Annotated in this window: 10 protein-coding genes, 1 tRNA gene and 1 pseudogene; 3 read left to right on the top strand and 9 right to left on the bottom strand. The window is 45.1% G+C overall.

The window, feature by feature from the left end; genetic code table 11:
• Positions 1-54: 54 nt before the first annotated feature.
• The 3 genes from ACPK8D_RS14085 to ACPK8D_RS14075 form a co-directional block, all read right to left on the bottom strand.
• Positions 55-387, bottom strand: coding sequence for a M4 family metallopeptidase (locus ACPK8D_RS14085; protein WP_424718485.1), 333 nt, complete (start codon positions 385-387; stop codon positions 55-57).
• On the bottom strand, positions 384-722 hold the full coding sequence (locus ACPK8D_RS14080) for a M4 family metallopeptidase (RefSeq protein WP_424718484.1): 339 nt from the start codon (positions 720-722) through the stop codon (positions 384-386). The genes ACPK8D_RS14085 and ACPK8D_RS14080 overlap by 4 nt, the downstream gene beginning before the upstream one ends.
• A gap of 426 nt (positions 723-1,148) precedes the next feature.
• The gene (locus ACPK8D_RS14075) at positions 1,149-2,138 is read right to left on the bottom strand and encodes an endonuclease/exonuclease/phosphatase family protein (RefSeq protein WP_424718483.1); all 990 of its coding nucleotides are present in this window, start codon (positions 2,136-2,138) and stop codon (positions 1,149-1,151) included.
• Between the two features lie 523 nt (positions 2,139-2,661).
• Here ACPK8D_RS14075 and ACPK8D_RS14070 point away from each other — a divergent pair.
• Positions 2,662-3,993, top strand: a complete 1,332-nt coding sequence (locus ACPK8D_RS14070; RefSeq protein ID WP_424718482.1) for an erythromycin esterase family protein — start codon at positions 2,662-2,664, stop codon at positions 3,991-3,993.
• Between the two features lie 230 nt (positions 3,994-4,223).
• Here ACPK8D_RS14070 and ACPK8D_RS14065 read toward each other — a convergent pair.
• A tRNA-Thr gene (locus ACPK8D_RS14065) sits at positions 4,224-4,295 on the bottom strand.
• Positions 4,296-4,437: 142 nt separating this feature from the next.
• On the bottom strand, positions 4,438-5,448 hold the full coding sequence (locus ACPK8D_RS14060; protein ID WP_424718481.1) for a class I SAM-dependent methyltransferase: 1,011 nt from the start codon (positions 5,446-5,448) through the stop codon (positions 4,438-4,440).
• 289 nt (positions 5,449-5,737) lie between these two features.
• On the opposite strand from ACPK8D_RS14060, the gene ACPK8D_RS14055 reads away from it, so the two are divergent.
• A complete protein-coding gene (locus ACPK8D_RS14055; RefSeq protein WP_424718480.1) occupies positions 5,738-6,196 on the top strand; it encodes a hypothetical protein in 459 nt (152 codons plus the stop codon).
• A 294-nt stretch (positions 6,197-6,490) separates the two neighbouring features.
• Here the strand turns inward: ACPK8D_RS14055 and ACPK8D_RS14050 are convergent.
• From ACPK8D_RS14050 to ACPK8D_RS14040, 3 genes and pseudogenes are all read right to left on the bottom strand, one after another.
• Positions 6,491-7,147 (bottom strand): annotated as a pseudogene (locus ACPK8D_RS14050) (LysE family transporter).
• A 155-nt stretch (positions 7,148-7,302) separates the two neighbouring features.
• Positions 7,303-8,316: a transcription initiation factor IIB gene (locus tag ACPK8D_RS14045; RefSeq protein ID WP_048142134.1), complete on the bottom strand. Its 1,014-nt coding sequence runs from the start codon at positions 8,314-8,316 to the stop codon at positions 7,303-7,305.
• Between the two features lie 192 nt (positions 8,317-8,508).
• Positions 8,509-8,769, bottom strand: a complete 261-nt coding sequence (locus ACPK8D_RS14040; RefSeq protein ID WP_424718479.1) for a Gar1/Naf1 family protein — start codon at positions 8,767-8,769, stop codon at positions 8,509-8,511.
• Positions 8,770-9,096: 327 nt separating this feature from the next.
• Between ACPK8D_RS14040 and ppdK the strand changes: the two genes are divergently transcribed.
• Positions 9,097-11,742: a pyruvate, phosphate dikinase gene (gene ppdK, locus ACPK8D_RS14035; protein WP_424718478.1), complete on the top strand. Its 2,646-nt coding sequence runs from the start codon at positions 9,097-9,099 to the stop codon at positions 11,740-11,742.
• Between the two features lie 383 nt (positions 11,743-12,125).
• Here ppdK and ACPK8D_RS14030 read toward each other — a convergent pair whose 3' ends face one another.
• On the bottom strand, positions 12,126-13,091 hold the full coding sequence (locus tag ACPK8D_RS14030) for a polyprenyl synthetase family protein (RefSeq protein WP_424718536.1): 966 nt from the start codon (positions 13,089-13,091) through the stop codon (positions 12,126-12,128).
• Positions 13,092-13,129: the final 38 nt, after the last annotated feature.

Genomic DNA, 13,129 nt, shown 5'->3' with positions numbered 1-13,129 from the left:
TGTTTCATTGTGAAGGACCTCCCTGTACTTTTAAAGCACAGGGAGCATGAAAAATTAAAACTGACTTAACTGGGCGGTAGGAGTGCTCGGTATACTGGTCTCATCTTTCGCTGGCAGTCCGACTTCTTTAAACGCTGCTCTCACCTTTTGCGTGGATCCGCTTCTTATTCTTTCACTTTTTATAAGAAGCTGCGTGGCTTTGACGATCTGCGTGACTGCGTCATTAAAAGTTGCCGTAGGCCAGAGATTCTGCAGTGCGGTATACCAGATAAGTGCTGCGTTCTCAGTCTCCAGTTCCCGTGCTGCAAGATAAAAAGCTTTGCTCATGATCCCGCTATTGATATGCACACCGCCGTTATCGTTAGGGCCTTTACAAAAATCTCTCATATGATCAGGCTGAGGTCCTTACCCATAAGCTCATTATCATATGCAGTCCCCGGAGCAGCCATGCAGCGAAGGGCCTCTCCGTACAATTTCGGTCCCATAATTTCGTCACCGATTAGCCAATCGGCATCGTCTGCGGTGACCCCCATAAGCGTCCCTATATCGGGAACTTCAGACGCTCTTTCTTTGCGGCTGCTCCTGTCCTGGTGAATGGTCAGGGTTGCATCCTCAACTCCGGCTTTTGCCGGGTTTTCTAGAATGAAAGACGGAACAAATGTGCAGAAGCATTTATGTCTGGCCCTTGAATTTGTAAAGTGATTTAAGTTTTTATCTCCCAATTATATTATTTAATCGCCTACTTGAGCATAATTCGGAAATCTATAAAAATATACATATATGATTGTAATAAAAAGAGAACCAACTCTTATTTGAAAACATTCATGATTAAATATGCTCCATATACGGTTATATTTTAAGGAAATAAATAATTAACGTGATTATAGTTTTAAGAGCATATTCCTGTAATAAAATACATAAGTCTGAACTGCTGGGTAATTCTCGTTTTAGTTTCCGGCAGGAATTGAGTTCCCGGGCTGGAAAAAAGATTTGTGAATTAATTTGAAGTCGATCTACTGTACCTGGTTGTCTTTGTCTTGATATCTGCTATCCGGATTAATCAGCATTCGGAGATGCAGCGATGCAAAATTTCAAGTTTTCAAGGCTGTTTGCAGATGGCCGTTTGCAGTTATATGAAATTTAAGTCCTCAAGGCAGTTCGAACTCTGCAACCACTGGCGCATGGTCGGATTCCGGAAATTTCTCTTCGGTCGCAAAGGCAATAGATTCGTCATGCAGCAGTTCGTTATGCACTTCCGATCCCTTAAAGTATCCAAGCAGGCTTCTTGATACCAGCAGGTGATCCAGCATTCTCCCTTTTCCCCTGTGATAAAGTGAAAAGCGAGAAGTTTCGGGGATACTGAGTTCGCAGGGAAGCATTACGCGTCTGGCCAGATTACGATTCCCTGTGTTTTCCACCTCACCCCGGATCGCATCTAAAGGCACTTCTCCCAGGTCGGCATTGAAATCTCCACAGACGAATATCCAGGCTTCCTCATCTTGATTGAAGAGCTGGTCAATCAGTATCCGGGTTTCCAGGGCCTGCCCCACCCTCTTCATGGAAGAGAGAAAGAAACCTTCCGACCAGCCAGACGCGGTTTTCCAGGTATAGGTGTCCAGTTTCTGGCCTTTAATATCCGTGGGTATCCGGGATTTAAAATGGAGGTTGACAACATCCAGTATCCTGTTCCCAATGCTGATCCTGGCATGGAGGATCGGTCTCTGCCAGCTTATTTTTTCCGCTTTTCGTTCTTCACCCTCTGCAGCTTCGGCTGTTACGATTTTGTAGAATGGTGCAGGGGCAAAATGGTGTTTGTACTGGTGAGACTCCAGGATCTCATGCCGGCTCAAAATGACAAGGTTGCGTTCATTATAAACTCCGGACCCGTCTTCGGCCATTGTGGATACCCGGTGAAAACCGGCATACCGGGTTTCCTGAAGCAGGGCATCGAGAGCCAGCAGGCGGCGTGGTGATCCTTCCTCCTCCTGTCCGTTGACCTCCTGAAGGCAAAGGATATCGGCATTTAGCCTGAGAAGCTGAGGCCGCATCAGAGAGATGCGTTCTTTTAATGCCGGAAGTTCGTTGGGTTTGTCATCCAGGTTCTCCAGGTTGAAGGTTGCTATGCGTAATTTGCTCATACTATCCCCGTAAAGAAAACTTTAGTTTTGAACCGATGTAAGCTGAGAATCCGTAAAAAATAATGAGCCTTTTAAAGTTCGGTTTTGTAGACTAGGGCTAATCACGGTAATGTGAAAAATAAAAATTATTGCTCTTTATATAATATATTGCAAATAATAACTGTTTTGAAACAATAATGCGTAATAATATTCTGAAACTCACCCTCTGAAATGGATTTCTCATGTTTTCTGTTTACGATATCGATTTTCTCAAAATACGAATCTATGGAAAATTTCCGGATCTAAAATAAATTATGCCTGTAGAACTCCAGAAAGCGGGGGAGATTACTCGAACCCGAAAAGTGAATACCTGCCGGATTAATTCAAACCCTCAGCCTGCTGACCATGAATGTCTTAACCGCAGCAAGCATTATTCGTTATACGACATCAGGCACCAGAAAAATCAAAAATCGTTGACTCTAAAAGAAAAAAGATTAATACAAAACTGTATGGATTGGCCTAATTAGCAGGAGGTTTTGGGAAAATGAAAGAAAATTTACTTTACAGGAATCCCGACCCGGTGTATACCACCCTCGACGATTGGATTCTGGACGAAGCAATTCCGTTTTCTGTCGATTCGTTCGAAACCTTCAACACCGCTGTCGATAGGGTCGTTGCCTCACTAGGTGACTCGGTGGAGTTGCTAGGCTTTGGGGAAGCACTCCACGGCGGCGAGGACATTCTTATACTCCGTAATCGGCTCTTCCAGCGCCTGGTGGAGGTACACGGCTACAGCGCCATTGCTATTGAGAGCAGTTTCCCCCGGGCTCGCCTGGTGAATGATTACATAACCGGCTGCGGCTCGGCATTGTATGAGGCTGTGCAGGACACCGGATTTAGCCACGGCTTCGGCCGGCTCAACGCGAATCGAGAACTCGTGGAATGGATGCGGCGATATAATGCCGATCCTTCCAATCACGTCAAACTCCGGTTCTACGGCTTCGACAGTCCGACCGAAATGACCGGCACCGATAGCCCACGCCAGGTCCTGCATTTTGTTCTCGATTACTTAACCTCGATTGATAGTATCAGCGCAAAGGAGCACCGCGAACGTATTGATGCGCTTCTTGGCCAGGATGCTGATTGGGAGAACCCCGCTGCAATGATGGACCCTACGCAGTCAATAGGCCTGTCACCGGCTGCTACTGCGCTCCGAATTGAAACCGAGGATCTCATTTCAGAACTGCATGTACGCCGCCCCGAGCTGGTGGCTAAAAGTGACAAAAGCCGCTATCTAGAAGCTGTGCAGTATGCAACGGTCGCACGGCAGTTGCTAAACTATCATGCTACATTGGCGCGAAAGTCGGAGCCAGGGAAACGGATTATTGAAGGTCTCGGCATCCGTGAAGTGATAATGGCGGATAATCTGGAGTACGTCGTGTCCCGTGAGCGTGACCGCGGGAAAGTGCTGGTCTTTGCTCACAACAGCCATCTGCAGCGCGGAAAGGCACAATGGCAACTGGGCACTGACTTATTAATATGGTGGCCTGTGGGATCTCACCTCAATGAGATGTTCGGCCCGCGCTATGCAGTCATTGGTTCTGCAGTGGGCGTTTCTGACTCCAATGGTATCAGCCAGCCCGAAGCCGGCACTCTCGAAGCGCGGCTGACTGCTGTGCAGGGGCCGGTGCGGTTTATTCCGACTCACAAAGGCCAGAGGCTTCCAACCTCTGAAATCGCAACCCTTCCGATTCGCTCGGGCAGTATGAAAAACTCGACCTACTTTGCACTAACTCCCCAAAGCTTCACCGACTTCGACTGGCTGGCTGTCCTGGACTCAACGGCATATACCCGCGGTGGGCCTCCGCTCCAATAATGGACATTAATTCCGGGCAGTAAAACTCTTCGATATTTTAAGATATCTAGAATTGAGAGTATTATGAATTTGCTACTCCTTGATTTCTTTAATAAATATCTCCGGGGTAAGGTTCCTCAAATAATAGGCACAGATGATTGCCTGATGATGTGATTTTGTTCAGAGAATAGTAGAAGTGGGTGAATTAAGGAAAATATTCAAAGTTGCTAAGATCACTCAAAACTAACGAGAGCCGCCGGAGGGACTCGAACCCTCGGCCTGCTGATTACGAATCAGCCGCTATACCGCTAAGCCACGACGGCAAATGTACGGGAAAAATAAGCAGACTTAAAATAGCGATCTAGAATTTAATTATTTCGCTTGTGCAAAGCTGTTTATTTTTGCAGGACTGTTTGTTTCTACAAGGCCTGGAGCCCTAACGCCCTTAAATAATCCAGTTTTCCCTTAAATAACCTTGGCTTCTATGCAGATATTATACTGGTGGGGGGCATACGAACGGACTACCCTTTTCTCCAGTACCTCGATTTTCCGTCCTGCTTTTTCCGCAGCTGCCTTTATGAGTTCGATGGAGCTTTCGAAAAGGTCATCTTCAGGGGTTATTCCGTAATAATGAATTATTCCGCCGGGTTTTGTCAGGAGAACCGCAGAATCCAGAAATTCAAAGGCGTTGTGAGGGAGATTCATAATCACATGGTCGGCAGTGCCTGCAAACTTCTTTGCTTCTTCCCTGGCATCGCCTTCGATTGCTTCGATGTTTTTCACAGAATTAAGAATTATATTCTCCCTGAGATAACGCACAGCTTCCGGGTTTTTGTCTATTGCCCGGACTTTCGAAGGCTTTTTGCTCTTTGCGATCAGGATGCTGTAAGGGCCGACACCTGCAAACATATCGACAACGGTATCCCCTTCCTTTACCCAGGAGAGAATTCTTGAGCGCTCGGTCGAAAGGCGGGGTGTAAAATAAGCCCGCACAAGGTCGACTTTATAGCGGCAGCCGTATTCCCTGTGAATGGTTTCGGTCCTGGGCTCGCCTGCAACAACCTCAAATTCCCTGACCCTGAATTCCCCGATTACAGGTGTAAGGGGCTTAAGTACGGTTTTTACATTCGGCTGGGTCCGGAGGAGAGCATCGGCAATTCTCGAAGCTTTCTGCGTATCGAGATCAGGATCCTCCAGCAGGGCAATATCTCCTATTACCTCATAGGCGGGGCTGAAACCAAGCAGGTCTTCAGGAACAGGTTTTTTTTCCTGGAGCTCAAAATCGCATTCTGTAAGTTCAGCTCCCTCAAGAAAACTCTTCAGCTCGTCAGGGGCAGGCTCTCTGGTCAGGGGAAGATAAAGAAATGTCTCATCTGCATTTATTTTTACGGAGTTATCAAGAATCTCAAGCTCAAGGAGCATTTTCCTTACAGGCTCTCCTTTCTTTTTAGGGACTTTTACGCACTGCCGTTTCATGGAAAATCGACCTTTCGGAAGCCTAAGGTTATACTTCTATTAAAAAGCTATCCAAAATTATCGGCTACCTATCCGGTTATTCACCTAACTATTTCTCTTATTACTTATTCTGCTAATTACTCTGCTACCTATCTAGCTGTTTATCCGGGTATTAAGCTTTGAAGAAACATGAGTAAGTTTTCCGGTAACGGAAGATTTCTCAGAAACTTTGCTTCCAAAGGGGTCTTCAAGCCTGGGTCTTATTTTCAAATAAGGTAAAAAACACAACTTAATTTTAAGGGGGCTAAAATTGGTAATGGGAGTGGGCACTAACCAGCTAAGGAAAATCTCGCTTAAATTGCAGATTTCGACACTGTTGACTTATATGCTTGGATTCATTGCATTGAAGCTAAGCGGTTCAAAAAAAGAAGGAATTCCGAGACATGGGAAGATAAATACTCTCGGATACACCCTGGGAGCATTATCTTTACTGTATATGATGTACTCCGGCTTACGGCGTATAATTGCCAGAGCAGCTCCTGCAATCCTTTATGTACACGGTTTCTTCGGGCTTATAACTCTGGCTCTTAGCTCCTTATTCGTAGCTAACAGGTGGAGCTGGAAAACTGTGAAAAATATGAGAATTCTTGTGGTTTTGTTCCTGTCGACTTTCAGCGGAGGAGTCTACATGTTTTCAAGGTTTTATAAAGAAGAAGGGGTTTTAAGAAGACAACAGATTAAAAAACAGCGGGTTAAAACCAGGGTGTAATAATTAGGACTTACGCACTTGAGGTACAAAATCAAGTACAATAGACATTGTAGTTTAACTGGTGTTTTAGACAGTTAAAGGTTTAATACCATTGATCTCTCAGTTCAACTGCGTAAGTCATAATAAAGGATTATGTCGGAAAGTAATTTCTAAAAACGCAAATTTGCAGATTTGCGATCCTTTAATAGGAGATTCCTCCTTTTTTAAAATTTTTGGTAAGGAATTACAATAAATGGTTTCGCAGATAGGAACCAAACGATAGGAACCCAAAAATAAATCCACGAAATCTTAAACTCAGGCCAGTTGAATTGAATTATTGTAATTAAGCATAAAGTATAACCCGAAAATCACAAGGAATGTCCCGCAGGTATAGAGAATATATCTATGCATTTTCGGGGATAACAGGGTTTTACCACGGCCAAATGATCCGGATACGGCAGTAAACCAGCCCAGGTCTGCGGTCCAGTGTCCTAACATGTAAGCCCCTGCAGTTATAATTCCCAGTTCATACTCCTTAAGTACGAGGGCACCACCTGCGGTTAGCCACCAGATCCAGAACTACGGGTTCGAAACTGAAGTTACAAGGCCTATAAGGGTAGGGCTGGAAGTCAGTCTCAAGCCTGAAGAATCCTGAAAAATCTGCGCAGAAGAAGCTGCGGCTCTGGCCTCCTTTAAGGTAATAAGCCCGAAAACCAGAAGCGAAAGTCCTCCTATAAGGAAAATTGCGGAAATCATGCCGCTGTCAACAAGCGAAGCAGCTCCAAAGAGGATCAGAATGTAAAGCAAAACTTCCACGATCATATGCCCGAATACGACCTGAGGGCCTGCAAGCCAACCTTTCTTCAGCGAAATCTCTATAGTTGCAAAAAGCATGGGTCCCGGAACGAGTGCACCTGTAAGCCCTACCGAGAAACCTAAAAGAAGAGCGTTCAAAATTTCAATTGTTAGCATTATAGACCAAAAGCTTTGAAATTTCTGGATTTGTTTTTAAGATAATCTTTACACAGCCGGAAAACCCGGATAAACAAAATAGATGCAAAAAATAGGAAATTTCTCTATATAATAACATAGAGAACCCGCTGGCGAAAGAAAAAATAAAAAAGAATTTAGAGGATAATTTCGATATCCAGTTCTTCTGCAAGCTCTTTATACCTGTTTCGGATGGTAACTTCCGTAACCCCGGCGACATCTGCAACTTCCCGCTGAGTCCTCCGCTCACCGCATAGAATGGATGCAATATAAATTGCAGCTGCAGCAACTCCTGTGGGGCCTCTTCCGCTTGTGAGTTCCTTTTCGGAAGCCTGCCTCAGGATCTCAACGCTCTTGGACTGGACTTCTCCTTTAAGGTTAAGACCGGAACAGAACCTTGGGACATAGTCGATTGGAGACGTGGGCATAAGCTTCAGTGCAAGTTCTCTGGAAATAAAGCGGTATGTTCTTCCGATTTCTTTCCGGCTGACCCTGGATACTTCTTCGATTTCATCAAGGGTTCTTGGGACACTGCACTGGCGGCAGGCGGCATAAAGAGCGGCTGCGGCGACACCTTCAATGCTTCTCCCACGGATAAGGTTCTTGTCCACAGCTTTTCTGTAGACAACAGCTGCGGTTTCCCTGACAGTTCTCGGCAGACCCAGAGCAGAAGCCATTCTGTCCAGTTCGGATAATGCAAATGCGAGGTTTCTTTCAGTTGCGTTACTTACACGAATTCTACGCTGCCATTTTCTTAAACGATAGAGCTGAGCACGGTTTTTGGAAGAAATCGATTTTCCGTAGGAATCACGGTTTCTCCAGTCAATCATTGTGGAAAGCCCTTTGTCATGGATTGTGTATGTCATGGGCGCACCCACACGGGAACGCTTCATACGTTGATCATGATCGAAAGCTCGCCATTCAGGGCCTTCATCCACAAAATCGGCATCAATGACAAGTCCGCAGTCCCCACACACAAGCTCGGCTCGCTCGTAGTCGTGAACAAGGTTCCTGCTGCCGCATTCTGGACACACGGCCTTTTCGGTCTCAAAACTTTGCTCTTTTTGCTTCTCTTTGCGAGCTTTGATCATGGCACGTATTTTTTCTCTTTCAAGAGTGTCCGAATAGCGAACTCTTTCGACTTCTACCATATTATATCACCTTACAAATTAAAATGACCATATGTTTATATTCCCCGGTACTTTGGCTGCACCATTGAAATTACTGTAAATATATATAATGAAGGAGAAGAAAAATCACGGCTATAACCAGCAAAAAATATATAAACCAGTTAATGTTAAACCATAATAAAGAATTCAAACGCGCATTCAATGTCAGAGATCTCACCGAATATAGACTCTTTCATTAACGAGAGCCCGAAAATCTGAATCAGGAGTTTGTTTAAAGCCCTTCACTAAAAAATATGGGTGATTTACAGGTCCAAAAACACTGACAATCGTACCAATCCGATTCAGGGCCTTATCTACAACGACCGAATTCAATTTAGGAAAACTACCTGAGACATTCTCGGGTTTTACCTCATCCCCTCTAATTATCAGGTTTTTAACACCTGATCTGTGCAGCACTTTACCGAGTCGTTTCATATCAGCCACGAATAATTAATAGCTATTTCTCCAGCTCAGGGCAAAAATCTCCTGGCTTTGAGCATGTTATTCTGTCAGTCATAAATAAGAATATATATTATAGACTGAAAAGCATATGTAGTCTACGCTCATTGTATATAAAGATATCGCAAGACCTATATTATACGTTAGTCTTAACTAATTTAAGATAGTAAAGTATAAAATCGAGGAGAGGGAATCCACAACCTTATATATTAAATGGACATTGTTGGCAGCAATCAGACCATATATATGGTCATTTTCAGTCACTAACTCCGATTAATGATCTCGTTTCAGGGAGGAGACTCATTGTCCAAGTTCGTATATTTTTTTGGTAAGGATGTAACTGATGGCAAAGGTAGTATGAAAGACTTACTTGGAGGTAAGGGCGCAGGCCTTGCCGAGATGGCAAATCTCGGAGTCCCAGTACCACCAGGTTTTACAATAACAACCGAAGTTTGCGTACTTTATTTAAAAAATCAGAACTATTCTGAGGAAGTACTCAAACAGATCGAAGAAGCGATCGATAAGCTCGAGACTTTAAACAACAAAAAATTGGGGGACCCGAGTGATCCGCTGCTTGTTTCTGTAAGATCCGGAGCCAGGGTGTCCATGCCGGGGATGATGGATACCGTCCTTAATCTTGGGCTCACGGACAAATCCGTTATCGGGCTCGCAAACAAGGTCAATGACGAAAGGTTCGCTTACGATTGCTATCGCAGATTTATCTCCATGTTCGGAGATGTGGTTTTGGGTATTGACTCCGATAGATTCGAGTCTCTTATCGAAGATAAGAAAAAAGAACTTAAAGTCGAATCCGATACCGATCTCGATGCAAAAGCACTGAAAGAACTGGCTGAAAGGTTCAAGGGAGTTATCAAACTTGAAAAAGGGTTTGAGTTCCCTCAGGATCCTAAAATCCAGCTTCAGATGGCAATTAATGCTGTTTTTGAATCCTGGAATAATCCGAGAGCCATCACTTACAGAAAACTTAATGAGATTGATGACAGCTGGGGCACAGCCGTCAATGTACAGACCATGGTTTATGGTAACAGAGGAAATACCTCAGGCACAGGAGTAGCTTTTACAAGAAACCCGTCTACAGGAGAAAAAAAGTTTTTCGGAGAGTACCTTATCAACGCACAGGGCGAAGATGTTGTTGCAGGCATTCGGACTCCGGACTTTATTGACACTCTTGGGAATAAAATCCCCGACGCTTACAAACAGCTTGTTGATATCTGTCAGAGGCTTGAAGCCCACTTCAAAGACATGCAGGATATCGAGTTTACTATCCAGGAAGGAAAACTCTACATGCTGCAGACCAGGACAGGGAAGCGCACAGCTGCCGCAGCCGTGAAGATAGCAACGGATATGGTGGCAGAAGGGCTGATTGATAAGGATACCGCAGTCACAAGGGTTAAAGCCGAACATATCGACCTTCTCCTGCACCCGAGAATCGATCCTAAAGCAAGACTGGAAGTAATCGCAAGAGGACTTCCGGCATCACCCGGAGCTGCTGTAGGAAAAGTTGTATTTACTGCCGAAGCGGCAGAGGATATGGCTGAGATCGGAGAAAAGACAATTCTTGTCCGAACCGAAACCTCTCCTGAAGATATAGGAGGAATGGCAGCTGCACAGGGCGTGCTTACCGTGCGCGGAGGAATGACCTCTCATGCTGCAGTTGTTGGAAGAGGTATGGGTAAGCCCTGCGTTGTGGGTTGCGGAGAAATCTCTATCGATACAAAGAGCGGCCTTTTCATGGTAAATGGTCACACTATCAAAGAGCACGATTATATTACTATTGACGGAAGTGCAGGCAGTGTAATCATCGGGAAAGTAGATCTGATTGATGCCGAAATAAATGACGACCTGAAGCAGGTTCTTCTCTGGGCTGATGACATCAGGACTCTCGGAGTGAGAACAAATGCGGATAATCCGGCAGATGCAGGCCTTGCCCGCGAACTCGGGGCTGAAGGTATCGGACTTTGCAGAACCGAACACATGTTCTTTGGAGAAGACAGGATTCCCGCAGTAAGGGAAATGATCATGGCCGAAGACGAGAAGTCCAGGAAAAAAGCCCTCAAAAGATTACTCCCCATGCAGAAGGAAGACTTCCTTGGGATCTTCCGCAGTATGGAAGGCCTGCCAGTAACTATCAGGCTGCTTGATCCGCCTCTCCATGAATTCCTTCCTGACAAGGAAGAGCTGGACACAAAGCTCAGGGAGCTCGAAGTCTCAGGAGACTGCGGAAAGATCGACGAGGTAAAGAAGATCATCCAGCGTGTAGTTTCCCTCAAAGAACTCAATCCTATGCTTGGCCACAGAGGGTGCAGGCTCGGAATAACTTACCCGGAAATCTATGATATGCAGGTTCGTGCAATCATGGAAGCAGCCTGCGAGCTTGCAAACGAGGGAATGCAGATTGTTCCTGAAATCATGATCCCGCTCGTGGGCCTTGTAAAAGAGCTTTCCGTTACCAGGGAAGAGGTCTGCAAGATGGCAGAAACGGTCATGGCCGAGAAAGGTGTAAAGATCGACTACAAAGTAGGAACAATGATCGAGCTGCCCAGAGCTGCAATTATCGCAGACAAGATCGCGATGGAAGCCGATTTCTTCTCCTTCGGGACAAACGACCTGACCCAGACAACCTTCGGATTCAGTCGTGACGACGTGTCCAAATTCGTGCCCATCTACCAGAAGGCAGGAATTCTTGAGCACGATCCGTTTGCAGTTCTGGACCAGGAAGGCGTTGGCGAGATCATGAAAATCGGCATAAAAAAAGGCCGCTCCGTCAAACCCGACCTTAAAATGGGAATCTGCGGAGAACACGGCGGAGAACCGAAATCCATAAACTTCGCCTATCAAATAGGCCTTGACTATGTAAGCTGCTCTCCTTACAGAGTCCCGATCGCAAGGCTTGTAGCTGCCCAGAGCACAATCGAGTCCAGAAAGTGAATAAACCCTGAAAGTCGAACATTAATTAAAAAAGGAGCAGGATGAAAGTCCTGCCCATATTACTTTTTTTGAAGATTTTAACTGCGTGCCGCAGGTCTGGAAACTCAATCTGAAAATCCTGATTCTTAAATATGTATTGGCTCTTAAAACTATATTACCTGATGTAGTTTTTAAAACTGGATTTAAAACAGGGTTTAAAATAGAGTTGACACCCGTTATTTAAGGAAAAATCTGAAAATATGACAAACCTAGTATAAATCTAGTATATATCTATTGTAAGTACAGTATAAATCTAGTGTTAAATACAGTTAAATACAGGTTATTGCGGCTAATGGAGCCGCAACTTTCTGTGATGTTTCCGGCCGCTCGGGCGGCTTCCGGAATTAGTATTCCCTTGAGATCATATAATCAGCAATCTGAAGGAGAAGTTCTTTTTCCGGGCAGTCCCTCAGGACATCCAGTTTTGCTTTACCTTCGCTAATGTATGAAGTTGCAAGATCTTTTACGTAATCAATTGATCCGCATTCGGTTAAAATCCGGACGGCTTCGTCGGTTTCTTCTGGAGTAGCTTTCCCTTTCCCGAAAACGTCAAGTTTCACACCCTTTTCGAATGCATCGATTACGATAAGGGTATGTTTTCCTTCCATAAGGTCGCTGCCTCTGACTTTACCGAGTACTTCTTGCGGAGTGACCATATCCAGAACATCGTCATACATCTGGAAGCCAATCCCTATAAGGCGCCCGTACTGGTATAAGGCCTCTGCAATCTCATCAGAAGCACCCCCAAGAAGAGCCCCGATCTTAGCTGCAGCGGCATAAAGGACCGAGGTCTTTTTTTCCACCATCTCAATATATTCAGGTTTAGTAACTTTCTCTCTTTTTTCGAAATCCATATCAAGCCACTGGCCTTCACAGATTTCGGTACAGGTCTTTGAGAGGACATCCATACATTTTAAGATCCTTACAGGTTCATTTTCGACTTTTGACAGGATCTCAAAAGCTTTGGAATAAAGCGTATCGCCTGCAAGAATTGCTCCGGCTTCACCCCAGATCGTGTGGACCGCAGGTCTCCCTCTGCGAATATCGTCCCTATCCATTATGTCATCATGGATCAGAGTGAAATTATGTACAAGCTCCACGGCCACCGCTGCAGGTAGAACCGATTTGAGATTCGAGCCTGCAGCTTCGGCTGCCAGAATAAGAACTGCGGGACGGAGGCGTTTTCCTCCGGCATCTACCAGGTAGCGAGAAGCTTTGTACAGCTCCTCGGGATGGACTACCGGAAGCAGCTCATTAATTGCGGCATCAACATGGACGCTTCTTTTTTTGATCTCATCAATTAGCATCATAAACATCACGAGGTACGGAATATACTTCCTATACAATA

Origin of the sequence: Methanosarcina sp. (assembly GCF_049706645.1) — an archaeon.
Lineage (GTDB): Archaea > Halobacteriota > Methanosarcinia > Methanosarcinales > Methanosarcinaceae > Methanosarcina.
The sequence above is the reverse complement of the archived record's forward strand: the minus strand, read 5'-3'. Positions and strand labels throughout refer to the sequence as shown.